General features: G+C 72.3%; 23 protein-coding genes. 11 read left to right on the forward strand and 12 right to left on the reverse strand.

The window, feature by feature from the left end; genetic code table 11:
- Positions 1 to 12: 12 nt before the first annotated feature.
- Positions 13 to 774, reverse strand: a complete 762-nt coding sequence (locus ACFY0I_RS35650) for an isocitrate lyase/phosphoenolpyruvate mutase family protein (RefSeq protein WP_388903685.1) — start codon at positions 772 to 774, stop codon at positions 13 to 15.
- Positions 775 to 1027: 253 nt separating this feature from the next.
- Between ACFY0I_RS35650 and ACFY0I_RS35655 the strand changes: the two genes are divergently transcribed.
- Positions 1028 to 1564: a hypothetical protein gene (locus tag ACFY0I_RS35655; protein WP_388903687.1), complete on the forward strand. Its 537-nt coding sequence runs from the start codon at positions 1028 to 1030 to the stop codon at positions 1562 to 1564.
- A gap of 43 nt (positions 1565 to 1607) precedes the next feature.
- On the opposite strand, the gene ACFY0I_RS35660 is transcribed toward ACFY0I_RS35655, so the two are convergent.
- Positions 1608 to 3230, reverse strand: coding sequence for an MFS transporter (locus ACFY0I_RS35660; RefSeq protein WP_388903689.1), 1623 nt, complete (start codon positions 3228 to 3230; stop codon positions 1608 to 1610).
- A 243-nt stretch (positions 3231 to 3473) separates the two neighbouring features.
- On the opposite strand from ACFY0I_RS35660, the gene ACFY0I_RS35665 reads away from it, so the two are divergent.
- The 4 genes from ACFY0I_RS35665 (at position 3474) to ACFY0I_RS35680 (ending at position 7168) form a co-directional block, all read left to right on the forward strand.
- Complete coding sequence (locus ACFY0I_RS35665; protein ID WP_388903690.1) at positions 3474 to 3950, forward strand: hypothetical protein; 477 nt, start codon at positions 3474 to 3476, stop codon at positions 3948 to 3950.
- A gap of 230 nt (positions 3951 to 4180) precedes the next feature.
- Positions 4181 to 4786 (forward strand): hypothetical protein, encoded by a 606-nt coding sequence (locus ACFY0I_RS35670; protein ID WP_388903692.1) that lies wholly within the window; start codon positions 4181 to 4183, stop codon positions 4784 to 4786.
- Positions 4787 to 5122: 336 nt separating this feature from the next.
- Complete coding sequence (locus ACFY0I_RS35675; RefSeq protein WP_388903693.1) at positions 5123 to 6415, forward strand: hypothetical protein; 1293 nt, start codon at positions 5123 to 5125, stop codon at positions 6413 to 6415.
- A gap of 318 nt (positions 6416 to 6733) precedes the next feature.
- Positions 6734 to 7168, forward strand: coding sequence for an SRPBCC family protein (locus ACFY0I_RS35680; RefSeq protein ID WP_388903694.1), 435 nt, complete (start codon positions 6734 to 6736; stop codon positions 7166 to 7168).
- 134 nt (positions 7169 to 7302) lie between these two features.
- Here ACFY0I_RS35680 and ACFY0I_RS35685 read toward each other — a convergent pair whose 3' ends face one another.
- The 3 genes from ACFY0I_RS35685 to ACFY0I_RS35695 all read right to left on the reverse strand — a co-directional run bounded on the left by ACFY0I_RS35685 (position 7303) and on the right by ACFY0I_RS35695 (position 10375).
- Positions 7303 to 7974: a TetR/AcrR family transcriptional regulator gene (locus ACFY0I_RS35685; RefSeq protein ID WP_388903695.1), complete on the reverse strand. Its 672-nt coding sequence runs from the start codon at positions 7972 to 7974 to the stop codon at positions 7303 to 7305.
- 91 nt (positions 7975 to 8065) lie between these two features.
- A complete protein-coding gene (locus ACFY0I_RS35690) occupies positions 8066 to 9274 on the reverse strand; it encodes a cytochrome P450 (RefSeq protein WP_388903697.1) in 1209 nt (402 codons plus the stop codon).
- A gap of 261 nt (positions 9275 to 9535) precedes the next feature.
- Positions 9536 to 10375 (reverse strand): patatin-like phospholipase family protein, encoded by an 840-nt coding sequence (locus tag ACFY0I_RS35695; protein WP_388903699.1) that lies wholly within the window; start codon positions 10373 to 10375, stop codon positions 9536 to 9538.
- 165 nt (positions 10376 to 10540) lie between these two features.
- Between ACFY0I_RS35695 and ACFY0I_RS35700 the strand changes: the two genes are divergently transcribed.
- Positions 10541 to 10783 (forward strand): hypothetical protein, encoded by a 243-nt coding sequence (locus tag ACFY0I_RS35700; protein ID WP_388903804.1) that lies wholly within the window; start codon positions 10541 to 10543, stop codon positions 10781 to 10783.
- A gap of 87 nt (positions 10784 to 10870) precedes the next feature.
- Here the strand turns inward: ACFY0I_RS35700 and ACFY0I_RS35705 are convergent, their stop codons facing one another.
- Complete coding sequence (locus ACFY0I_RS35705) at positions 10871 to 12007, reverse strand: PI-PLC domain-containing protein (RefSeq protein ID WP_388903700.1); 1137 nt, start codon at positions 12005 to 12007, stop codon at positions 10871 to 10873.
- Positions 12008 to 12097: 90 nt separating this feature from the next.
- Positions 12098 to 12709 (reverse strand): TetR/AcrR family transcriptional regulator, encoded by a 612-nt coding sequence (locus tag ACFY0I_RS35710; protein ID WP_388903702.1) that lies wholly within the window; start codon positions 12707 to 12709, stop codon positions 12098 to 12100.
- 73 nt (positions 12710 to 12782) lie between these two features.
- Here ACFY0I_RS35710 and ACFY0I_RS35715 point away from each other — a divergent pair, with 73 nt between their 5' ends.
- From ACFY0I_RS35715 to ACFY0I_RS35725, 3 genes are all read left to right on the forward strand, one after another.
- A complete protein-coding gene (locus ACFY0I_RS35715; protein ID WP_388903703.1) occupies positions 12783 to 13262 on the forward strand; it encodes a hypothetical protein in 480 nt (159 codons plus the stop codon).
- A 116-nt stretch (positions 13263 to 13378) separates the two neighbouring features.
- The gene (locus tag ACFY0I_RS35720) at positions 13379 to 14392 is read left to right on the forward strand and encodes a hypothetical protein (protein ID WP_388903704.1); all 1014 of its coding nucleotides are present in this window, start codon (positions 13379 to 13381) and stop codon (positions 14390 to 14392) included.
- Between the two features lie 140 nt (positions 14393 to 14532).
- Entirely contained in the window at positions 14533 to 15408 is an 876-nt protein-coding gene (locus ACFY0I_RS35725) for an NAD(P)H-binding protein (protein ID WP_388903705.1), read from the forward strand.
- 115 nt (positions 15409 to 15523) lie between these two features.
- Here ACFY0I_RS35725 and ACFY0I_RS35730 read toward each other — a convergent pair whose 3' ends face one another.
- On the reverse strand, positions 15524 to 16477 hold the full coding sequence (locus ACFY0I_RS35730) for an AraC family transcriptional regulator (protein ID WP_388903706.1): 954 nt from the start codon (positions 16475 to 16477) through the stop codon (positions 15524 to 15526).
- Between the two features lie 511 nt (positions 16478 to 16988).
- On the opposite strand from ACFY0I_RS35730, the gene ACFY0I_RS35735 reads away from it, so the two are divergent.
- Positions 16989 to 17513 (forward strand): GNAT family N-acetyltransferase, encoded by a 525-nt coding sequence (locus ACFY0I_RS35735; RefSeq protein ID WP_388903707.1) that lies wholly within the window; start codon positions 16989 to 16991, stop codon positions 17511 to 17513.
- 104 nt (positions 17514 to 17617) lie between these two features.
- Here ACFY0I_RS35735 and ACFY0I_RS35740 read toward each other — a convergent pair whose 3' ends face one another.
- From ACFY0I_RS35740 to ACFY0I_RS35755, 4 genes are all read right to left on the reverse strand, one after another.
- The gene (locus ACFY0I_RS35740) at positions 17618 to 19189 is read right to left on the reverse strand and encodes an oleate hydratase (RefSeq protein ID WP_388903709.1); all 1572 of its coding nucleotides are present in this window, start codon (positions 19187 to 19189) and stop codon (positions 17618 to 17620) included.
- Positions 19190 to 19395: 206 nt separating this feature from the next.
- Entirely contained in the window at positions 19396 to 20634 is a 1239-nt protein-coding gene (locus ACFY0I_RS35745) for a bifunctional adenosylcobinamide kinase/adenosylcobinamide-phosphate guanylyltransferase (RefSeq protein WP_388903711.1), read from the reverse strand.
- 199 nt (positions 20635 to 20833) lie between these two features.
- A complete protein-coding gene (locus ACFY0I_RS35750; protein ID WP_388903713.1) occupies positions 20834 to 21448 on the reverse strand; it encodes a DUF3995 domain-containing protein in 615 nt (204 codons plus the stop codon).
- A gap of 248 nt (positions 21449 to 21696) precedes the next feature.
- The gene (locus ACFY0I_RS35755; RefSeq protein WP_388903714.1) at positions 21697 to 22254 is read right to left on the reverse strand and encodes a TetR/AcrR family transcriptional regulator; all 558 of its coding nucleotides are present in this window, start codon (positions 22252 to 22254) and stop codon (positions 21697 to 21699) included.
- Positions 22255 to 22564: 310 nt separating this feature from the next.
- On the opposite strand from ACFY0I_RS35755, the gene ACFY0I_RS35760 reads away from it, so the two are divergent.
- Positions 22565 to 24301, forward strand: a complete 1737-nt coding sequence (locus ACFY0I_RS35760; RefSeq protein WP_388903716.1) for an amidase — start codon at positions 22565 to 22567, stop codon at positions 24299 to 24301.
- The last annotated feature ends 7 nt before the right edge of the window (positions 24302 to 24308 follow it).

Genomic DNA, 24308 nt, shown 5'->3' on the forward strand with positions numbered 1-24308 from the left:
GGCGCAGACGGGCTAAGGCGCCCACGGGGCGAGCAGGCCCTTCATCGCATCCGTCATCGCGAATTGCAGCAGCGGACCGTAAGTGATCCGGCCGACCCCCAGACGCCGGAAACGCCCGAGATCGTGCTTGACGGGATGGGCCGTGGAGTTCACGGGAACGGCGACGGCGCCGACCACGGCCACGAGCAGGTCGTCATCGTCCTGGATGCCCACCGGGTAGACGCTGTCGGCGCCGGCCTGCTCCATGGCCAGCAGTCGCTCGATCGCCTCGCCGAGAACCTTCGAGGCGTCCTCGGCCCGCAGGAACAGGTCGGTACGCCCGTTGACCCAGATCGGGACCCCCGCGTCGTCAGCCGCGGCGCGCAGGCCCGCGACGTAGCCCGCGTGCTCCTGCGTGCTGCGCACGCGTCCGCCGTCCGAGTGGACGGTGTCCTCGACGTTGAGACCGACGCCGCCGACCTCGATGAGTCCGGCGACAAGATCCGCGGGATCCTGTCCGTACCCGGCCTCCAGGTCCACGGACACGGGGACGTCGACCGCCGCGATGATCGGCCTGACGGCGGCGAGCACTTCCTCGAACGTCTGTCCTTCGTGGTCGTCGGCCCCCCGGGAGTCGGCGAGCGGGTGACTGCCGATCGTCAGCGCGGGGAACCCGGCAGCGACTGCCGTCCGCGCGGACCAGACGTCCCAGACGGTCGGAAGCACGAGCGGCTTGTGATCGGCGTGCAGTTGCTTGAGGAGTTGAGCGCGCTCAACTGTGGTGCGAAGGTCCATGCTCAGGACGTTACCCCCGGAACTCGAGGAACAACGTGTCGACGGGCGACGCCCGGTGACGGATCGGTGGGCCCGGCGCGACCCCGTGCGTCATCCACGCCCCTCCCGCCGGTCGCGCGTGTCCACCTGTCGGTGGACAGCCGGTCCATCAGTCGGTTGTCCAGGTCCGCCCCTCCCGATCCCTAGCGTGGGAACGGAAGATCCGGGCGAGCCGCGAAGCGCCCCCGTACTCATCGAAACGAGGGGTTGTCCCATGAGCCCGTTCCTGACCGCCTTGATCGCCAGCGGGGTGATCCTGATCATCATCCTGTCCACCGACCTGGGCACCCGCCAGATCACCAACATGCGGCTGCTGCGCTCGATCATCGCGATCGCGATCGTGATCGCGCTCTTCGTCCGCACCCTCCCCCTGAACGGAAACGACCCCTGGCTCCAGCTGGCCGGGATCGGTGCGGGAGTCGCCTGCGGTCTGATTGCCGCGACTCTGCTGCCCGCCCATCGCGCTTCCGACGGTGACGTCTACACCAGGGGCGGCATCGCCTATGCGATCGTCTGGACCTTGATGTCAGCCTCCCGCGTGCTGTTCGCCTACGGTTCCGAGCACTGGTTCGCGCAGGACGTCATCGTGTTCAGCATCGAGAACAAGCTGAGCGGACAGGACGTCTACTCGAACGCCTTCGTGTTCATGGCCCTGGCGATGGTCCTCACCCGCACCGCTGTTCTCCTCGTCAAGCGCCGCCGGTTGGGCGGCGCCCGGGTCGCGACGACCGACGGCTTCGTGGACGCGTAGGCCCGTTCGGCGGCGGCGGTTCCCCCGGTGCCCGACCGGCCGCTCAGGCTGCCGGTCCGCTCGGCCTCCCGGTGGCGGCGGGGGCGGAGTCCTCGGTGGCGTAGCGCCGCAGCAGCTCCCGCTCGGCGTCCCGGTGGGGGAACCTGAAGAGGACCAACAGCGCACCCAGGGCGATAGCGGCCAGCCCGACGGCGTACGCCCAGTCGTCGCCGTGGAGGAACGACTGGCGTGCTGCCGCGACGATCTGGTCGGCGTACTGGGGGTGCTGCTGGGCCACCTGCGCGGCGGAGGAGAACGACTTCGTCAGCTCGCTCTGTACCTGGTCGGACACCTCCTTGCTTTCGGGGGAAGCGGCGATCGCCGATCTGAAGGCCGAGGCGTAGCCGGCGGTGAGGAGCACGCCCATGACGGACTGCATGACGGCCCCGCCGAGGTCCCGTTGCAGGTCGGCGGTGCCTGAGGCCATGCCGGCCCGGCGCACGGGCACCGATCCGGTCAGCGAGTGGGATGCGGGCGTCCCGGCGAGGCCGGCGCCGATACCGATGAGCACGTAGGCGAAGCCGATCTGCCAGTAGCTGCTGTTCTCGCCCCAGAACAGCAGCATCCAGCCGAAGGCGAGGAAGAGGAACGTGTAGCCGATGAGCAGGGTCGTACGGGCGCCGCGCGTCTCGATGAGCTTCGCCGACCGTGGCGCCACGAGCACGATCATCACGACGAGCGGGAGGATGGCGGCGCCGGCTTCGACGGGGTTGTACTCGAGCACGTTCTGCAGGTACTGCTGGCTGATGAACGCCGAGCCCATCATGGAGCCGTAGACGATGATTCCCGCGCATGCGGCGACCCAGAACGTGCGCCGGCCGGCGATGTGGAGGTCGTACAACGGGTTGGGAGCCCGGCGCTGGCGCCAGAAGAACGCTGCTCCGGCAGCCAGGGCGATCACGACGAGGCCGACGACCAGTCCCCCCTGGTGGGGAACGGCGGCGAAATTGATCGCCAGCACCAGTCCCGCGATCAGCAGGACGGACAGGATGCCGCCGAGGTTGTCCAGCGGTTCGGCCGACTCGTTGGCGTGCGCGGGGACGAACAGCAGGGCCATGACCAGCGCGACCACGGCGAGGGGCAGCGTGACCAGGAACACCGACCCCCAGTAGAAGCGTTCGAGCAGCGCGCCCGCGATCACCGGCCCGAGCATGGAGATGCCTCCGCCCAGGGCCGACCACAGCGCGATCGACTTCGTCCGTCCCGGCCCCGCCCACAGGGCGGTGATCAGCGCCAGGGTGGTCGGGTAGGCCATGCCGGCCGAGAGCCCGCCGAGGATCCTGGCCATCACGAGGACGGTGTCGTTCGGCGCGAACGCTGCGAGCAGGCAGGCGGGGACGGACAGAGCGGTGCCGAGGAGCAGCAGCAGCTTGCGCCCGTGACGGTCGCCGACCGCACCCAGATAGAGCACCGACGCGGCCAGGCCGAGCGAGTACCCCACGGCGATCAGGTTCAGCGAGGTCTGGGAGGAGTCGAAGGCCTTCCCGATCGCGGGCAGCGCCACGTTGGCCACGGACAGGTTCAAGTTGGCCACCGCGGCGACGATGATCAGGGACGCCAGAACGAGCGACGCCCGCGCCGGTGCCTCACGCGGATCGTCGATGCGAGGCGCGCCGCTCTTCGACATGGAACCTCCGGGGCGATGGTTGGCTTGGCAAGAGTCTTGCCTGATCGTCCGTGCCGCACATCGCCCCATTGGGATGACACGCCCACCGGCGCTGACGTGCCCCGCCCCGCCGCAAGGTGACCTGATCGATGGGTGTCTCCCCCGACGGCTGCATCGTCGGGCCGGACGGCGGCTTCGACCGGACGGAGCCCGACGACGGCCGGAAGCGGTCCTCGATCCGCTCCCCCGTATAGCGTTCACCGGGTGAGTGATCTCCATGAGCTGATGATTGCCGTCGACCTGCGGGACGAGATCTCCGAGATGGAGCTCGCCGAGCTGAACTGGCATCTCGGGATCGGACCCCGGCCGGATCGTCTGTCCATCGTCACCGCGTTCCCGGTCGTGGTGGAGGACGACTCGGGGAACCCGGTGATCGACGACGATCCCCACCCGCTGTTGGCCGAACGGGGCGCGGCAGCGCGGGTGGGTGGGGTGCTCGGCTCGGCACTTGCCAGTCGCGCCGGCCTGTCGCGCGGGGGCTGGTCGCTGACGTCCCGACAGGAGATCCACCCGGACGAGTTCGAGCGGGTCGGCGAGCTGCTCTGCTGGCTGGCCACCAGGGCTCACGAAACGCACCGGCTCGGAAACGGCGCGGTCGGGGTCGGGTTCCTCAGGTTCTACGAAGCCGAGGTGCCGGATGTACTTCAGGTCGGCGGCGGACAGGTCGACTGGCCCGCCTGAAAAGGTGGACCGGGCTCGGTGAGTGGCAGGAACCGGACCCGGTCGACCCGCCGGCGACCAACCGCTGCCGCCGCCCCGCCGCCTCCTGACAGCCGCGCCCTTTACGGGCCCGTGTTGGCGCGGTTACCTGGAAGGAAGAAGTACGAGCCACCGGGGGGGGTGGGCGGGCAATGGCGAGCCGGCACGGGGGATGGGCACGCGGGCTCCGGCGAACCGCGGTGGCGCTGGCCGTGCCTCCGATGGCCGCGGCCCTGGCGTTCGGGGTGGCCCGGGAGTCGGCGTACGGGTCGCTGGGCAGGTGGGGATTCTTCCTCGGCGGGCTGCTGCTCCCCCTGGTGCTGCTCGGCGGGCACGCCGTCCTCGCCGCGCGGCGCGGAGCCTCGCTCATCGCGCTGTCCGCCCTTCCTGCGGGCCTCGGCGCCATCCTGGCACTCGCGTCCGTGGGGCACAGCGCGCTGGAGGACAGGGGTGTGGAGATCAGCTGCGTCGTACTGAAGGTCACCGAACACACCGAGACGGACTCCTCCATGGACGCCCAGGGCCACTGGACCTCCACGACCCGGACCTCGTACGACCACCGTCTGAACTGCCCCTCGGGCGGTCCGGAGCACCTGGACACCCCCTCGCGGCTCGCGCAGGAGGGCGAGTCACTGGCCGTGGTGCACGACCCGCAGGGCAAGGTCTCTCCGCGGGCTGCCGGGGACGTCCACGGCCGAGGCATGCGTGGCGCAGCCGCGGTGGCGGTCGGCGCGGCGCTGCTCCTGGGGCTGGCCGGCGGAATCCGGGAGGCGTACGAGAAGCGGCACCGCAGACCGCGGCGGCCGGCAGGGCGATGAGACGCCCGCCCGCCCGATTGCGGGAGCCCGGCGCAGGGCAGGCAGCCCGGCGCAGCCGGATCGCGGCTCGCCCGCGTCGAACGCGAAGCGTGGCGCCGGACCGGAGTGGGTGACCGGAAGGCGCTCTTCGAGGTGGGACGCAGGGCCGTTGCGGGCAGACTGGCCGGGAAGGGGTGGGCGAGCGAACGCGGGGGTGTGCGGGATGGGCATACGGGGGCGGCGCGTGGCGGTGGTTCGGTGACGGTGTATCACATCAAACATCTGCCGACCGGGGCTCTGCCCGAAGACGGTGTCGCCGGCTGGTCCGTGACCCGGGACGGTGTCGCCTCCCGGTCCGTGTCCGGAAGCGGCGTCGCCACCTGGGCCGTGGCCGATGCCGAACGGTGGCGGAAGGCGGCGGTCCCGGCCGTTCTCGCCCCGGCCGTGGGCGGCTGGGTCCTGGGCGTCATGGTGGCGGCGGCGTACGTCCTGCTGTTCGGGCTCTCGGCCACGTCCGCGGCCTGGCACAGCGGGCCCGGGGACGGCACGGACTGGTGGAGGTATCCGGGTCTGGTCCTGCTGACCGCCCTGCCGCTCTGGTACCGCTACGTTCCGGTCGCGGCCGTACCGGCGGCTGTGTTCGTCGCCGGGGAGGCAGTTCTGACCCTGGCCCGCTCCGGCGACGTGGACCATCCGGCAGGGGCCGGGTGGCTGGTCGTACTCGCCGCCTGCGCCGTCGCCTTCACGGGAAGCTGTCTGCGGCTGCGGGCCAGACGCCGACAGCGGGCCCTGGCACTCGCCGCTGCGGGACACCGCCGCTTCCCGCTGCCCGCCGGCACCCCGGAAACGGACGGCCGTCGCGGGCACGAGCAGGTCTACATCGGGCTGGCGCTCTGCCTGATCGCCGTAGTCGTGCTCGCCGACGGCCTGTTCGGGGGATCGACCGCGTCCGGCGTCGCCTATGACGCCGTCGGGCAGCAAGGCATCGCACTGGTGCTCCTTGTGGCCGGTACCACCTTCTGGGGCTGGGGCGGGCTCGCCCACCGGGCGGCCCGGCGGTTGCACGAGCAGGCACAGCCCGCCCTGATCGTGGGCGTGCGCACCGGGGCGGACGGACGCCACTGGGTGTGCCCGGACGCCCGCACCCGCTCGGCGGCGCCCCTGATCGCGTACGTTCCCCGCAAGAACGACACCCGCGCCATGACGCGCCTTCTGGGCAGCGGCTCGGCGTACGGAGTGGGGAACGGGCACCACGACGTCGACCCCGCGCACGAGCCCTTCGAAGCGGTCCTGTACGGCGCCCTCGCGGAGGGCGACGAAGTCGCCCTCGCATACGCCTGCGCCGAATACCACCGCCACCAGGACACGGGGCGGATGTACGCGACCGTGACCGCCGCCGCGCTCCGCCCGGACCGCCGCCACGGGCTGGGCCAGTGGGAACCGGCGGATGGCGCTGCCCGGCAGCGTCAGCGGCTCCAGGAGGAAACGGAGCGGGCGGAGCGCTCCCGGAAGGCGCAGCGCGAGGCGGAGCAGCGCCTCAGGAACGCTCCGCGCGGCCCGTCGGGCCGGGGGCGCGGGAGCGGCTCCGGCAACCGGCACGACGGGGGCGGCTGCGGCTCCGGTTGCGGGTCGAGCTGCGGCGGCGACTGAGCCCCGGCAGCCGTCACCCTCCAGTTGTCGGCGACCGGGCGTGGTCCGCGGATTCCGATCCGGCTCAGCGCCCGGTCGAAGGCACAGCACCGCCGGCGAGCCGCGCACCACCGCGATCGGGGCCGGCGCGTTGATCGTGAACAGGTGCTCGCCGGCCACGTCCGGGACGTCCGCAGTTCGGCCGGAACCGACAGCGCCGATGGCGACCACCACGTCCAGAAACGGCCACGGTAAAGCATCCGATGTCGGGTGGGGCGCGGAAGAAGGGGCGAGGGATCGGCACGGGCCGGTCCTGAAAGCGGCAGAAGGAGCGCGCCAGTGATCACGGTGGAGCGTAGTTTCCTCGTCGAACTTCCGCTCGACGAGTTGATCACCTACCTGGAGGACTTCGGCCACGCCGAGGAATGGGATCCGGGCACGGTACGGTGCGTCCGGATCGATGACGGGCCGGTGCGGCCGGGCGCCGGCTGGCAGAACACCTCTCGCTTCCGCGGGCGAACCACCGACCTGGTCTACCGACTCGACTCCCGGGATTCGCACGAGCTGGTGTTCGTCGGGGTGAACAAGACCGTGACCTCCACCGACGTCATGCGTTTCGAGGCCCGATCGGCATCGGCCACCCACATGTCCTACACCGCTTCGCTGCGTTTCAAGGGCCTGGCCAGGTTCGCCGAGCCGTTCCTGCGGTCGGAGTTCGAAACGCTCGCGGACAAGGTCGCGGAGCGGTTGCCGTCCGCGGCCGAGGCCCGATGAACAGAACCGTGCGGTGGGGACCGCCGGTGTGGTGCGGCTCGCTCCCGGACTCTTCGCCACGGACGCCGCACCCCCGTCCTGCCCCGCGAACCGGCCGCCCATCACCGGACCGGGCAGCACTGGCCCGGGTCGGGTCAGGTCCGGCGGTGGGGGCCCAGGTCGAGAAGGACCGCCGCCAGTTGTTCCGCGGTGAGGCCTGACGCGGGCAGGTCCGACGGGGGGCGCGTTCCGGCGCGCAAGCCGTCGAGGAACAGGGCCAGTTGCCGGCGCCAGGCATGTGGCGGTCCCGCGGCCGCCAGCGACGGGACCGAGCGGCCCAGCGTGGCCAGGTTCAGGAGCATGTCCTCGACGGTGACGTCGGGCCGCATCGCTCCGTCACGCTGGGCGCGGTCCACGAGCAGAGCGATCGTCTCGTGGTTGTGGACGTGGACGGCGTCGAGGGAGGTCACGCCTTCGATCTGGGTCGTCATCAGGTCGTTGACGCCCCGGTCCGCCGCGAGCACGGTGAAGACCGCCTCCAGGTAGGAGGCCAGCCCCGCCCAGGGATCGGCCGCGCCGCGAGCCTCTTCCCCGGCGTCGACGGTGCCCTGGAGCGCGTCCCGGAACGCCGCGTCGATCAGGGCGGCGCGGGTGGGGAAGTGCCGGTACAGGGTGGCGTTTCCGACGCCGGCCCTGCGTGCGATCTCGTCGAGGCGGGCGTCCAGGCCTTGGGCGGCGAAGACCTTGCGCGCGGCGGCCAGCAGCAGCTCTCGGTTGCGCAGCGCGTCACGCCGTATCGTCGCCGGCCGTTCCGTGCCCGGGGTCACTGTCCACTCCTCGCGTCGTCGGTGCCCACGCGGGCCCTCCGGCATCGGGGATCGTGGTCCGGTACGGATGCTATCCCCATCGGGGGCGGCGTCACGCGGGGAGCCGCCGCGACCAGCGCACCGGCAGGGCGGCGACGCCGCTGAGCATGGCGCTCCGGCGGTGTACGAGGGAGTCGGGTTCGGCGGCGAGGGCGAGGTCCGGCAGCCGCCGCAGCAGGGTCTCGACGGCGATCCGCCCTTCGACGCGGGCGAGCGGCGCGCCCAGGCAGTGATGGATGCCGTGGCCGAACGCGAGGTGTCCCCGGGTGCTGCGGCGGATGTCGAAGCGGTCGGGGTCGGTGAAGTGATCGGGGTCCCGGGAGGCCGCGGCCAGGGAGAGCATCACGCTGTCGCCGGCCGGTATCCGGACCCCCGCGATCTCCAGGGGTTCCGCGGCGTACCGGAAGGCCGCTGCGGTGACGGGCCCGTCGTGGCGGAGCATCTCCTCCACGGCTCCGTCGAGGAGGGCGGGGTCCGCCCGCAGCGCGGCGAGCTGGTCGGGGTGGCGCAGCAGGTTCAGGACGCCGCCCGAGATGAGATTGACCGTGGTCTCGTGCCCGGCGACCAGCAGCAGGAAGGCCATGCCGAGCAGTTCTTCGGCGGTCAGCCCGTCCGACTCCGCGGAGGCTCCGACGAGGGCGCTCATCATGTCCGCGCCGGGGTCAGCGGCCTTGGCGGCGATGAGCGCGGCGAAGTACGCGCTCATCGCCCCGGCGGCGGCGCCCGCCGCGGCGGGTGAGGACGGTGCGACGAGCTCGGTCGACCAGGTGTGGAAGAGGTGCTGGTCCTCGACGGGGACTCCGAGCAGCTCACAGATGACGGTGAGCGGCAGCGGCAGCGCGTAGTGGGCGACCAGGTCGACGGTCCCGGCCGGCGGGAGGGCGTCGAGGAGACCGTCGGCGATCCGCTGCACGCGCGGCCGCATCGCCTCGATCCGACCGGCGGTGAACTCGCGTGCGACCAGGGCGCGCAGGCGGGTGTGCTGGGGTGCGTCGGTCTGCAACATGTTCAGCCCGATGGCGTTGCCGCCGTCGCTCCCCCAGGTCGCGGAGTGTCGTATGTCGTTGCTCAGTGCGGGGTCGGTGAGCGCGGCGCGCACCTCCTCGCGGCCGAGGACGAGCCAGACGTCGCCGCTGCCTGGGACGTGAACGCGTTGTACAGGGCCCTTCTCGCGCAGTGCGGCGTGGAAGGAATGCGGGTCGACGGCGAAGTCGACCTCTGTGGGGGCCGGTTCACCGGGTGTCAGGGTCAGGGCAGGCATGTCGTTCCTCCGGTTGTCGGTGGGGCGCGGAGCGGGCATGGTTTCTCGCTCCGGTGCTTGAGGGGGCGGGGAGGCCCGGTGGAGATCCCTCACGAAGCCCGCCATGGGCGGGGACGTGTTCCCGGGCCGGATCGGGGACGGGCGGGCGGGCCGGTGGGGCGGCCGGGTTCCGGCGCCTTCGACCTGCACGAGCCCTCGTCCGCGGGGGACCGGCGGCCGGTCGGGTGCGGAGGCCGTTCCGCTCCGTACCCGACCGGTGCGTCAAGGGGTCCACACCGCGCGGACGGTTTCCGCGCAGGAGGCCGCCTGGGCACGGCCGGCCCGGGCGGCGGCCGTACGGCGGGTCTGGTCGAGCATGTTGCGACCGAAGGCCCTGCGGGCCTCGCGGTCGGGGGTGAGGACCGCCACCAGCGCCCCGTCCGCGGCGAGTTCGGCCCCCTGGGCGGTGGCGCTCGGGTGGGGACCGACGGCTTCGGGGATCGGGGTGACGGCGACGACGCGGCGAGCGCCGCGGGCGAGGTGCACGTTGGCCGTCGAACGGCTGCCTCCGTCCATCCATCGGCCGCCTGCCACCGATACGGGCGGCCAGAGCACCGGAACCGCGCAGCTCGCCGCCACGGCGTCGGGAAGAGCGATGCCCGAGGCGGAGTCGAACGCGGCCAGGTCGCCGCTGCGGGCGTCCACGGCGGTCAGCCGCAGGGCGGCGGCGGGCCAATCGCGTACGCCGGCCAGGAGGACGGCAACCGCGTCGTGCACGGCCGACTCGGGAACGGTACGGGAGGCCAGTGCGGCTCGCCCGAGGCGCTGTGCGGAGCGCTGCGGATCACGTGAGCCGAGTGCGGCCCACAGGAAGCGGGCCGTCTGGCGCAGCGTGACGGTGATGTCGAGCTCCGGGGGTCCGTCGAGTTCTTCGCGGTACATCTCCTCGACCGGGACGCCGGAGGTGAGCCGTGCTCCGATCACGGAGCCGGCGGAGGTCCCGATCGTCACGTCGGCGCCGGAGAGGTCGAGCCCCTCCTCGGCCAGCCCGGCCAGCATTCCGACCGTCCATGCGAGCCCGACCGCTCCCCCGCCGCCGAGCACCAAAGCCGTGCCGCCCATGATCCCCCACCCCCCGTTCGCAAACGGGGACTCCTCCCCGTTTCGCTGACAGCCGGAACGGTAGCACAAGAAACGGGGACCTGTCCCCGCTTCTGGCCCGTCCGGGACGCCGATGAATGACGGGTCAACAGGACCCGCCACAGCGGCCGTTCACCGTCACGGGTCGTGAACGCGTTCACAGCCGTCCGGGAGAACGGTTCCGTCCAGGACGACGACGTGGCCATGGGGGTCGTGGCCGGACTCCTGGCCCGGCTGCACGCCGTCCCGGTCGACCTGGACCGCGGACGCGCGGCCGACTGGACACTGGCCCGACTGCTCCAGAACGCCCTGTGGGACATCGAGGACGGGCGGACCGCCATCGATCCGTCCCAGACCGCTGTGGCCGAGGCGCCGGCGCCCCACCGGTGAAACCCTGAAGGATCCGGAAGGGGCGGCCCGCCCGCCCCCCGTGTACCGGGAACGGGCGTGCCGCGAGAGGCGTAGGGGCGGCAGGTCTCAGTTGCGGGCGTTGAGTTCGGCGACGATCGACGCCGGCGTGTGGCCACTCCCGTCGGACAACTTGTGGAAGTCGACCGAGACGAAGTTCGGGTCGCGTCCGCCGGCCGCCGGGCGGCACCGTTCGCTGACGCGGTCCCGCAGTTTGGTCCCGTTGTCGAGAACGGCGTTGATCGCCGTGGGAACGTTCCTGTGGTGGCTCATGGTGAAGAGCCGCCGGAAGCCCGGTTCCTGACGGTCCAGCGGCACGTCGGACCACCGGCTGACGCAGGAGACGTCGTTGCCGAGGTCGCCCAGGCTCCAAAAGTTGCTGACGGTCCAGGCCTTGTCGTACATGACGCCCAGGTGCTCCCGGTCGGGCTCGTCGCTGAAGATCAGCAGGCGCTTCCCGGAGCCGACGAGGTCGGTCATCCTCGGCCACCCCTGCTGGCGCACGTTCCACACGTCGGGGCGGAAGAGGAGCTGGTCCAACCCGCGTACCCGACCGAGCGAGTTCCCCAGTTGCTGGGCGGTGACGTAGTCCTCCAGGAAGATGGTCACCACCTCCTGGGGGTTCGCCGCGAGGAAGTCCACCACGGTTTGCATGCTGCCCTGGAAGGACTGCCGGGGAAGTGCGTAGGTCACCCCGGCGAAGGTCTTGCACTCGCCGTGACAGAGGTGGACGTCACTCGGGTAGCAGTCGCTGCCGAAGCTGATGACGCAGAGCCACCTACTGCGCTCGTACCAGTGGGTGTCCAGGCTCAGGCCGCGCACCCCGTTGTCGAGCTGATGGCGTATGGACTCGGACTGAGCGACCGAACTCCAGCGGGAATCCTCGTAGTTGGTGAAGGCGTTGTGCGTGCCGAGGAAAGAGACCTCGTCGAGTCGCCGATCTCCCCAGCGGGCTCGCGCCTGGGCCGCGGCGGCGGCGTTCACGGCCGGAGCGGCGGCGGAAGCAGCAGCAGCGACGGTGCGGGAGGGTGCGGGCGGCGGTGCGGCGCTCGCCAGCGCCGGTGTCCCCAGGAGGCTCAGCAAGAGGAGCAGGACGAAGGAGAACCGTCCGGTTCTCCGCGAGGCCGTGGTCCCGGCCGGACGCGGCCCGAACCGCGGGGGCGCACCGAGAAGACCGCCCCGCGATGACATGTTCATGGTCGGCATGTGCGGGAGCGTAGCGCGCGGGCCGCCGGTTCGCCCCTACGGGGACAACGCCGGTGCCGCAGAACCGTCTTGGGCCACCCGCGCGCACGGCTACCCCTCGTGACGCGCGGCTGCCGTCGAACCGTCGACAGTGAGGGAACGGGGTTCAGGTCGGGGCAGGTCGCCGTGCCGGGGCAGGCCGCGCAGCAGGGTGTCGAGGTAGAGGCCGAACGCCGGCTCCTCGGGACCACCGCCCGCCGCACCCAGCCATCGGACCACCCCGAACCCGAAGAGGATCCAGTTCTGCTCGGCCAGGTGCGGGCCGGCTCCGCCGGCGCGGAACGCGGCCACGGCCCCGTCCCGCAGCCGCCCGAACGAGCCGGCGTGGTGCTGGTGCGGGCGTGCGACATGGGCCGCGTATCCGGGTACGGCGAGGAACTCGTCGTGCATCGCCCACGCCAGCCGCCCGAGCCAGTCCCGCCAGGTGTCGGCGTCCGGCTCGTCACGGGGCAGCACCCGCTCGATCATGACCTCGCTGACGAGGTCCAGGACGCCGTCGCGGTCGGGTACCCACCGGTACAGGGACGAGTGCGAGACGCCGAGCCGCGCCGCGAGCTCCCGCATGGTGAGCGTTGCCACGCCGCCTTGCAGCGCCGCCTCGACGATCCGCTCTCGGCTCAGCCGAGGAGGCCGTCCGGGCCCGCTCTTTCCGATGCTGTTCATCGGGGCAAGCGTACTCAGGAGCACCGGCAGCCAATTAGTGACCAATGGTCGCTAATCCTGTTACGGTGGCCCGATGGACGTACGAGAAGCAGGGGAACAAGGGCGGCCCGAGGCCGTGCGGGAGATCGACGCAGCGGGATTGCCCATGGAGTTGGCCCAGGCACTGGTGCTCGACGAACTGCGCGCCCTGACGGAACGGGGCGAGCCCTTCGCGGCGGTCCTCCTCATGCCCGCCCCGCCACGAGCACACGCGCCCCGGCCGTCCGGCACCAGCGCCGCCGACCGGGTCAACGTCCTCAAGTCGATCCGACCCGGCCTCACGGCTCATTGCCGGGGCCTCGCCTTCGTCGCACCGGCGGACATCCCGGCGGAGCGGGCTCGGGCGATCCACAGCAGCGAGCAGCTCTGGGGCTGCCCCACGACGTCCACCCAGAACGCGGCGACCGCCCGCGCCTGGGCCGAGGAACGGGCCGGACTCCGAGACCCGGCCGCCCGGCCGGATCCTCAACGGTCGCTGTCGCACAATGCACAGCCCCCACGCTCGATCGACTGAACGCCTCCCGGCATCGTCACCGAGGCCCACCGGACGTCGGGGCCCCTGACCTGCCATCAGGCGGGCGAGCACGCCGTGCCCGAAGGGCTGTCGTGAGCGTCGACTAGGGTGCGGGGATGATATTCGGACGTGGGCGGTTTCCGGCCGCCGTCGGTACCTTCGAAGCGGCCGTACGGGCTCAGGACGCGGACGCGGCGGAGCGTGCCTTCGCCCGGCTGACGCACGGTTTCGACAAGGCGGCGGACGCCGACCTGCGGGCCGCGGGGCCCCGGCTCTCGGCTCTGCTCGGGCAGGTGCCGCCCGGGCCGCGAGCAGTCGTTGCCGTGCTGAGCGGGGCGTGCGTCGAGCGGGGTGCCGACCCACTGGCCTGCGCGCCCGACGTGTTCGCGAGCGCTCTGGACGCCTTCGAGCAGGCCGCCGTCTTCTGCGAGCGGTGGACGGCTTCGGGTAGGGGCGAGCTGCCCGAGCACGAGGGCGAGGGCCTGGAGGAGGCCGACTTCGAGCGGATCGGCTTCGAGCCCGTCATGGCCTGGCAGTCGCTGCCACAGTTCGAGATGGCCTGCGTGGCCATGCTCAACTCCCCGCGGGTGCGCCGCGAGGTCCCCGGTCGCGAACGATTGGCAGTCGCCGTCGCGCGGGTGGCGGAGTTGTCGGACGAGCCGTTCAAGTGCCTCGCGTACGCCCTCGCCGTCCTCGACGATGAGCCGCTCATCGTGCTCGACCGCGTCACCGGCGCCGGCTTCGCGCTGCGCGCCTCCGGGGTCGGAGACAACTTTCAGCTGCACACGCTCCTCGCCGACGCCCTGATCGGCCGGGGCCTCGTGAACGGGCAGGCGCCGTCGGCGGAGGCCGTGGCCTGCTGCCGCGACCAGGCCGGAATGGTGGCGACCATCGGTTCCTTCAACCTTGTCGGCGCCGACGGCGAGTGGATCTGGAACGAAGGCAAACCGGCGGACATCCCCGTCGTCGACGGTGTCCGCATCGTGGTCCTCGACCCGCCCGCGTATCGAAGGAACTGGCCCGCCGGCCGGTTCTTTCCCGGGATGACCGGCGAGATCGTCTACGAGCACGCCCTCGCGCCGCAGGAGTCGGCCGCCCTGCTCGCCCGAGTGGCCACGCCCACCGGCTGACACGGGAGCGGCTGGAGGCCAAGCCCGAAGTACTCCGGTGAGGGTCCGGCGCGGGGAGTCGGTCAGGGGGCGGACGCTCGGACATCTCTTCCGGACGATCACCCATGGCAGCCGGCGCCCCGTCCTGTGAGGCTCGACGCATGACCTACACCGACAGCACCCGCACCGACGCGACGACCGCCCCGGGGACCGTCCTGGTCCTCGGCGGCACCGGCAAGACCGGCCGCAGGGTCGTCGCCCTCCTCCGTGAGCTGGGCGTGGAGACCCGCGCGGCTTCCCGCTCCGGCGACACTCCTTTCGACTGGTCGGACCCCGACACCTGGCAGCCGGCTCTCGACGGAGCCGACGCCGTCTACGTCGTCGGGCCCGAGAGCTCGCCGTCCCCGACGCCGGCCTTCGTCGAGCGGGCCGTCGCCGCCGGCGTGCGGCGGCTGGTGTTGCTCTCGGCCCGGGGCGTCGACGCTCCCGGCCACTTCTCCGACGCGGTCGGCGCCCCGCACCGGGAGAGCGAGGCGGCCGTCCGGTCCTCCGGGGTTGCCTGGACGATCCTGCGGCCCGGGTGGTTCGCCCAGAACTTCAGCGAGGGTGTCTTCCTCGACGGCGTGCGCGCCGGTGAGCTGGCGCTGCCCACCGGAGACGGGACCGCCTCGTTCATCGATGCCGACGACATCGCGGCGGTCGCCGTCGCGGCCCTCACCGAGGACGGTCACGCCGGCGAGGTGTACGAGCTGTCCGGCCCCCGCGCTCTGAGCGTCGCCGACGTGCTCGATGAGATCGCGAAGGTGACCGGAGTGCGCGCCGCCTACGTGCCGGTCGAGCCGTCCGCCCACCGGGCGGCGCTCGTGGCGCAGGGGATGCCCGAGGAGGAGGCGGCGGTCTGGACGGAGGCGATGGAGCCGATCCTCACGAGCCGCGAGGCTCCGCTGACGGACGGTGTCCGCCGGGCGCTCGGCCGCCCTCCGCGCGACTTCGCCGACTTCGCCCGTGACGCGGCGGCGGCGGGCGCCTGGGCCTGAACGCGTCCGGGGCGGGCGGGCGTGGAGACCCGGTGCGAAGGGCGCTCGCCCCGAAGGCGGACCGGGTCGTCGCGCCGCCCGCCGGTCCCTGGTTCCGCGTCCGCTCGCGCCCGGCTCAGCCCACCGGAGCGGCCCGGTCCGGATCAAGGGTGGTCGTCGCCTCGCGCCGGTAGGCGCCGGGACTCACGCCCCGAAGTCGTTTGAAGGCCGCGCCGAAACCGAAAGCGTCCGCGTAACCGACCCGCCGGGCCACCGCCGCAACCGTCAGCCCGGTACTGCTCAGCAGGTCGGCGGCGAGCGTCATCCGCCACTCGGTGAGGTAGGCCACCGGACCGTCGCCGACCAGCTCGGTGAACCGCTTCGCCAGGGTCGTCCGCGACACCCCCGCCCGCGCCGCCAGCTCCGCCGTCGTCCAGGGGTGCGCCGGATCCGCGTGGATCGCTCGCAGCGCCGGGCCGGCGACCTCGTCGCCCTGCGCGCCGTACCAGCCCGGCGGCTGGGCCTCGGGCCGGTCGAACCAGTCCCGCAGCGTGCACACCAGCAGCCAGTCCAGCAGCCGGTCGAGCACGATCTGGCGCCCCGGCCCGCCGCTGCCGATCTGGCCCTCCAGGTAGTCGCGCAACGGCGCGCAGTCCGGTTCGTCGGGCACCACCAGAACCGGCGGCAGCGCGCGCAGCAGCCGCTGCGGAACCTGCGCCCGTACGTCGTAGGCGGCGGCGAGCAGCACCGTGGGGCAGCTGAGTTCCTGGTCGCGTTCGGCGGCGTCCGGCGGTTCCTCGCGCCAGTGGACCTCCCGTGCGCCGACGGCGTGTTCGGCCCCCGGACCATGCGCCGGGTCGTCGGTGAAGGAGAACGGGGCGGGACCCCGGACGATCGCGACCTCACCGAGCGCGACGCGCCGGGGCTCCCCGGCCTCCGGCACGATCCACCCCGCTCCGCGCAGCGGCAGGATCAGCGTCAGGTAGGGCCCGTCGGTGAAGCGCAGCGACCAGGGCGGCCACAGCACCGAACGTCCGAACACCGCTCCTCGGCCCCGCACGCCCCGCAACAGCTCGTCGAATACGTCCATGGCGCCAACGATAGGCAGAACCGGCGCCGTGCCCTTCGATCGCCTCCGCACGGCGGACGGACGCCCATGGCGCGACCCGGGCGGCTCGCGCGTCCGGGCCGCCTCCCATTCCTGGAGGGGTGACCTTCGACCGGACCGTGCCCTCCACCCGGGAGCCCGCGCTCGGCGGAGCCGGGTCGAGGCGAGCGCGGCGGGCGCGACCTCGGCGACGGGCGGTCGGCGGCCGACGAGGACGGGGCCCAGCAGGGAGCCGCCGCCGATCCCGTAGATCCCACCGACGGCCCCGACGGCCAGGGACAGGCCCGCGGTGGATCGAGCCGACAGGGGCCGGGCCGTCCGGGCAAGTGGCGCCGGGCGCCAGGTGCGCCCGCACAGCCAGAGGCCGAGCGGCAGGAGGAGAACGGCGATGAAGGCGCGGAACACCGTGGGGCCGGGGACGGTTCCGGCGAGCAGGAGCCGGGGTGGCGGCACGGTTGGCCGGGAACCGCGCGCAAGGAAGGATCATGGTCGGATGGACATCTCCTCATCACCGACAGCGGAGCGCCTGTCGCGCTACACACAGGCCGAACAGAGGGAAATCCTCGGCGAGGGCGTCGACCCCTTCGGCGTCGCCGACACCGGCTTGACCTGGCTCCCCAAGGAGGAGCACTTCGGCGTCAGGCTGGACGGCCGACTGGTGGCCCACACGGGCCTGCTCCGCATACCCGTGACGATCGCGGGCGTCGACGTCGAGGCGGTGGGCGTCGGCGGTGTGGCCGTCGCGCCGGACGTGCGCGGACGCGGACTCGCTCGCACGGCCATGACGGCGGCCCTCGCCCACGCACGCACCATGGGACCCCGGCACGGCCTTCTGTTCTGCCGGCCCCCACTCGTCCCCCTGTACCAGCGACTCGGTTGGCGAACGCTCGACGAGGACGTCCGCGTCGAGCAGCCGGGAGGACCCGTCATCATGCCGCTGCGCACCATGTGGACGCCTCTGCACGACGATGCGGACCTCCCGGCCGGCGGGATCCGTCTCCGCTCGTTCCCCATGTGAACGCCCTTTGCGCGACTGCGGACGGCTCGAATCACCGCCCCGGTCTCGGACGGCGCGGAGGCAGGAGTTGCCCGCTGCGGTGACGGCCACCGGCCGGGGCGGGGTCAGTGGCGGTGCAGGGTGGCGAGGGCCTCGACGAGCACCTTCGGGTCGTGCCGGCCCTTGTGGACGGGCGGCGGCTGCTTGTCGAGGTCCAGGAGCTGGGCGACCGCGGTCCAGGCGGTGCGTACGGAGTACTCGACGGTGAAGACGACGTCGTCGGGTACCTCGGCGTACTGGCCGATGAAGGCGAGGTTGGTGGAGCCCTCGGGGACCACCTGCGGCCGGTCACCGGCCTCGCGGACCAGGAACTGGCTGGTGATGTACGGCATCAGGGCCGGGATGACGATGGAGTTGTCCAGCATCACGGCGGTGGCTTCGGCGTCGAAGGGCAGGTGGTGCAGGACCTCGTCGAGGATCTCCCGACCGGTGCACTCACGCATCGGCTTGGTCACGTGGTCGCCGCTGTTGTCGGGGAAGAGGGCGTAGCCCCACCACACGTACGTGTCCTCGGGCTGGTCGCGGAAGTGGGGTTGGTGATTGAGGACGATGGTGAGCAGCCAATTGGAGTCCTTGAACGTGATCAGCCCGCCCTTGCCGGCCTCGCTGCCGGAGAACTTCTCCATGAGCGCGAAGAACGTCGGGTCCTTCGTCGTGACCGTGAACGACGCCCAGGTGGATTCGGCGATGGAGGAGTTGAAGACGCGGGGGTTTCCCAGGCCCGGGCGCTTGTCGGCGAGGGCCTGCCACAGCTGCCAGGCGCCGCTGGAGTCGGAGGTGTCCAGACGTGCGGCGCTGTCGGTGGAGCCGAGCGTGGAACCGGCGGTCATGGAGCCGTTGGTGACCATCACCAGGTCGTCCCGACCCACCGGTAGCGTCTCCTCCTTGCCGTCCCGGGCCCAGGTGAGGGCGGTGACGGTCAGCGCGTCGCCGTCGGCCAGGGTGAGGTCGGTGACGCGGGTGTCGAGCTGGATGGTGACGCCCTGGTCGGTGAGCCACTTCACCAGCGGCCGTACGATCGAGTCGTACTGGTTGAAGCGGGTGCGGTAGATCCCCGACATCGAGTCGAAGGTCTTGAACAGGTGGATGAACCGGTTCAGGTAGCGGCGGAACTCGATCGCGCTGTGCCAGGGCTCGAACGCGAAGGTGGTGCACCACATCCACCAGAAGTTCGTGGTGAAGAACCCCTCGCTGAAGCAGTCGGTGATCCGTTTGCCGTCCAGACGGCTCTCCGGGGTCGCCGAGCACTTGATCAGTTCCAGGCGATCCCGCTCGGTGAAGCCCATGGAGTGCGCGGCGACGACCTTGCCGGCCGCGTCGACGAGCCGCGCGTGGTCATCCCAGGCGAAGTCCTCGTGGAAGGCGAAGGTGTCAGCGGTGACGGACTTCGAGGGGTCGTCCAACGAGGAAATCGAGTCGAGCAGGTCGTACGTGCACTCGAAGTGGATCTCGAACATGCGCCCGCCGCGCATGGTGTACCCGGCCTCCGGCGATCCGGCCGCGTCCAGGCTGCCGCCGTTGCGGCCCTGCTCCTCCAGGATCACGATGTCGGGCCCGCTGAAATCGCCCTCACGGATCAGGAACGCCGCCGCCGACAGCGACGCGATGCCGCTGCCCACCAGATACGCCTTGGCCATGGCACAGTCCTCTCAGCCGCTCGCCGCCCCCGGCCGCGACGGACACGGGTGCCCTGACCGGGAACACTGACCGCTCCAGCCTGGCCGCTGGTACCGGCTGCCGCAGTCGCCCGGGCCCGAACGAGTGACCGCGGCAGGATCCCGCCCCGGCGCTGCGGGGCGGGGGGCGCGGGGCGGTGGGGCCTCAGGGAGTCGGGGCCGGATGATCACCCCTTCAGGGCGAGCACCTGTCCGGCGACCACGAGGAGCACCTCCTCACAGGTCCCGGCCACCGCCGCGTTGAGCCAGCCGAGCTCGTCGCGGTACCGCCGTTGCCGGACGGTGCCGGGTTCGACCCCGGATCCCACCTCGCTGCTGACGAGCACCACCCGCCGCCGGGTCGCCCGTACCGCGGCCGCCAACTCGGCGGACCGGTCGCGCAGCTTCTGCCGGCCGCCGCCCAGCCAGGCGGTGTCGTCCCCGGCATCGATCGTCTCCATCTCTTCGGACAGCCACGACGCCAGGCAATCGACCAGCAGCGGAGGACCGTCCTCGGCGAGCAGCGGGATCAGGTCGCGGGTCTCCACCGTCCGCCAGTGGGCGGGGCGCCGCTCCCGGTGCAGGTGTACCCGGTGCACCCAGTCCGGGTTCCCGTCACGGCCGCCTCCGGTGGCCGCGTACACCACGTCCGGGTGGGCCTCCAGGCGACGCTCCGCCTGGAGGGACTTCCCCGAGCGGGTCCCGCCCGTCACCAGGGTCCGGCGCGGCGCCGCCGGGGCCGGCGCCGGCCGGCCGGTGAGCACCGCCGTTCCGTCCGGCACGGCCCGGGCGCCGGCCGCCACGCAGCGGCGGGCCAGTTCGGCGCCGAGCGGGTCGTCGTGGTCCAGGTGGACCGCGATCACGTCGGTGCCGGGGCCGACCGCGCCGGAGGCTCGCAGCCGGGCCAGCGCCTCCGGGCGGCCCAGCACGTCCGCGAGGACCACCTCGTACGGGCGTTCCGTGCCCCGTTCCGCGCCCTCCCCGCCGCCGGGGAGGGCGGCAGTGGGTCCCGTGGGAGCCGCGCCGGGCGGCAGGTACAGGGCCCGGGTGCCGTCGGGGCCGGTCACCACGTAGCCGGTGCCCGGTACGTCGACGGGGACCGCCCGCACCCGGTGCCCGGAATCCGCCGCGAGATGCTGCCCGGCGGGCAGTCGACCCGCCGGGGGCAGGCCGGGCTGCGGCGCTCCGGCCGGGCCGCCCTCCTCGGGGCGGGCCGGCAGCACGTACCGGATCCCGGACGGTGCGTGCCCGGCCCGGGCGGCGCCCGCGCCGGCGCCGGGCGTCGCGTCGAGGAGCAGGACCCCGTCCACGAGCACCGCCGTCGCGGCGCGGGCGTGCGCGCCGACGGAAGCGGCGCAGCCCGCGCAGGGACAGCCGGGACGGGGCAGTCCCTCGGGGCCGGCGGAGCCGAGCAGGGTGAGTTCCACGGGTGGTCCTTCCGGATGGGGCCGGCCGGGAGGCGGGGGGACGGTCCTTCCCGCCGATTCGTCGCCGGCCCTTCCAGGGAACGCGCCCCGCTCCGCTGCCCGCGTCCTCCGATCGGACCGGGGGCGGGTCGAACCGGCCGGCCCGGGCGGCCCGGGCGGCCCGTGATCATTTCGCCCGTGACCGGCTTCGAGAGGATCGTCAACCGATCCCGGTGACCACGGAGGCCAAGGACAGGAGCAGCGCGCCCAGCGCCCCCACGGAGCCGTGAAGCATCACTTCACGCCTGCCGTCGTGTCGGTGGACGTAGCGCGTGACGGCCGCGGCGAAGGCCAGACCGCCGCCGATGAACCACGGCCCCCACAGATAGAGGTACCAGCGGGTCAACCCGACCAGGTCGGGCGCCACAGCGCGCACCCCGGTCTCGACCAACACTCCGTGGACGACGAACAGGCCTCCGTGCCAGACGAGCAGCACTGCCGCGCCGCCGCCACAGAACACCAGCAATCGTCCGGTCCACCTGCCGCGACGGCGCGTCAGGCCGATCCCGATCAACGCCCCGAAGAGCTTCAGTAGGCCCGTCAGCCACAGGACGACCAGGAACCATGTCACCCGGTCGTGGGCAAGCTTGACCAGCGACGGAGCCACCGTCGCCCCTGCACCGAAGGTGCCGCCCCATGCCCAGACGAAACTGGGCACCGCGAAGAGGACCCCCCAGGCCGCGACCGCGAATCCGGGCCACTCGCCCGGACCGGGGCGGGGCGAACGGCTCACGGGCGGGTGGACCGCATCGTCCACAGAATGCTTGATCGTCACCCCTCCACCCTTGCCGGACCTCGGCGACAGGGCGTCGTCCGCGCGAACGATCGCGCTCCCCCATGCGAGGGAGCCACGGTCGAGCTGATCGCGCCGGAGCGTCTCGGAACGGACGCCGTGCACGGGGATGCCGGGGGGGGGAGCGGCCGCCGGTGGCGCTGGTGGCGGGACGGCTTGCCCGTTCCGCCGCGACTGTGGGCCCCTCCCTCGGGAGGGGCCCACAGTTCGTTCGTGCCGCCCGGGCTCCGTCAGGCCTGGCCGGGCGGACGCAATTCGCGTTCGAGGGCGGACAGGGCGAATGTCTGCGCCGAGGTGTGCTGCCAGCGCGACCGGCCGAACATCACTTCCTCCGAGAGGCCGCTCAGCATGGCCACCGACCGGACGATGAACTCGGGAAGGTCCACGTCGGCGAACTGTTCCACCGCCCGGCCCTCCTTCAGGATGACCTCCAAACGCTCCTCCCAGGCGTCCAGCAGCGTGGTGAGAAGTCGGTGGCCTTCGGCGTCGTGGCGCTGCGCCAGCACCTGCGTCCACAGCGCGTAGCGTTCGTCGCCCTGGTGGCGGGGCAGGTAGAACCGGACGTACAGCGCGAGTTTCTCGGCAGGGGACGCGGCTTCGTCGGCGGCCTGCTGAAAGCGGGTCCCGAGGTCCGCTTCGCTCCATGCGAGGACTTCGAGCAGGAGCCGGTCCTTCTTGCCGAAGTGGTAGAGGATGTGCCCGGTGCTCATGCCGGCCCGCGCCGCGATGTCCGACATCCGTACGGCGGCGGTCCCCTTCTCGGCGATGGCGCTGATGGCAGCCCGCATCGCCCGCCCCCGCGCCTCGTCCCCACTGGGCTGACGCCTCCTGTCGGCCGAGGGCGACCGGGTCGCAGGCCGCGAGGCAGCTCCCTCTTCTGCGCCCGTCGACCCGACCGCGCCTTCCCACAGGAGCGGCCGAGGGGGCCCGGTCTCTGGCGTCGGCATGGCATCACCTCGGTTCTCAGAATTAGAACGCTAGTCTAGACTGAAAATCTAGTCAGTACGACGGGGCGAGCCACGCGTGGTCGACCCGTCGCCCTGCGGTCGCCCGTACCGACGCGACCACCACCGACCCCACCAGCCAGGAGACACCCGCATGACGCGCGGATTCGATGTTGTGGAGACCTGTATCGCAGACCTGCGCGCGGCGCTGGAGAAGGGTGGGACCACGGCGGTGGGGCTGCTCGACGCCTACCTCGCGCGGATCGCCGCGTACGACCGGCCCGGTACGCCCACCGCTCTCAACGCGATGGTCGTGATGAACCCGGCCGCCCGCGCGGAGGCGGAGGCCTCCGACGCGCGCCGCGCGCGAGGCGAGACGCTCGGCCCGCTGGACGGCATTCCGTACACCGCGAAGGACAGCTACCTCGCGAAGGGTCTGACGGCCGCGTCCGGCTCCCCCGCGTTCGAGCACCTCGTCGCCCAGCGCGATGCCTTCGCCATCGAGCAGCTCCGCGCGGGCGGGGCCGTGCTCATCGGCCTGACCAACATGCCGCCCATGGCGAACGGCGGCATGCAGCGCGGCGTGTACGGCCGCGCGGAGAGCCCGTACAGCGCCGACTGGCTCACCAGCGCCTACGGCTCCGGCTCCTCCAACGGCTCCGGCACGGCGACGGCGGCGTCGTTCGGCGCGTTCGGACTCGGGGAGGAGACCTGGTCCTCGGGCCGGGCACCCGCGTCGAACAACGCGCTGTGCGCCTACACGCCCAGCCGCGGCGTGATCTCGGTTCGCGGCAACTGGCCGCTCGTACCGACCATGGACGTCGTGGTCCCGCACACCCGCTCCATGGCGGACCTGTTCGAACTGCTCGACGTCATCGTGGCCGACGATCCGCAGACGCGCGGTGACCTGTGGCGCGCCCAGCCGTGGGTGGCACTGCCCTCGTCGTCGCAGGTACGACCCGCCTCGTATCCGGCCCTCGCACCCGCCGACGCCGCGGCCGCATCCGACGCGCTCGCCGGCAAGCGCGTCGGCGTGCCCAGGATGTACATCAACGCCGACCCCGAAGCCGGAACGAACCCCGACGGAGGCATCGGCGGCCAGACCGGCGAGCGCATCGACACGCGTCCCTCGGTCATCGCCCTGTGGGAAGCCGCACGCCGCGACCTGGAGGCAGCCGGCGCCGAGGTGGTCGAGGTCGACTTCCCCGTCGTGTCGAACTACGAGTCCGACCGTCCCGGCACGCCCTCGCTGTTCACCCGCGGACTGGTCAGCCGCGACTTCCTCACCTTCGAGATCGAAGACCTGTCCGCCTGGGCGTGGGACGACTTCCTGCGCGCCAACGGCGACCCGGCGCTCGCCACCCTGGCCGAGGTCGACAGCAGCCGCATCTGGCCCAAGCAGTCGGGCGAACTCCCCGACCGCTACGCCGGCTTCGACGACACGATCGGCGACTATCCGCGCATCGTGAGCGAACGCCCGTACGCGTCGCTCACCGACATGCCGTACGTCGAGCAGGGGCTGCGCGGTCTCGAGGAGACGCGCCGGGTCGACCTGGAGGTGTGGATGGACGGACTGGGCCTGGACGCGGTGGTGTTCCCCGCGGTCGCGGACGTGGGACCCGCGGACATGGACGTCTCCGTGGCGTCCGCCGACCTCGGCTGGCGCAACGGCGTCTGGGTGGCGAACGGCAACCTGGTCCCCCGCCACCTCGGCATCCCGACCGTGACCGTACCGATGGGCGCCATGGCGGACACCGGCATGCCCGTCGGGCTGACCTTCGCGGGCCGTGCCTACGACGACAACGCCCTACTGGTCCTCGCCGCGGCCTTCGAGAAGACCGGCAGCCGGCGCACGGTACCGCCGCGCACGCCGCAACTGCCGGCAGAGTGACGGGACG

This window comes from Streptomyces sp. NPDC001568 (genome assembly GCF_042893755.1).
In the GTDB taxonomy this organism is placed as follows: domain Bacteria; phylum Actinomycetota; class Actinomycetes; order Streptomycetales; family Streptomycetaceae; genus Streptomyces.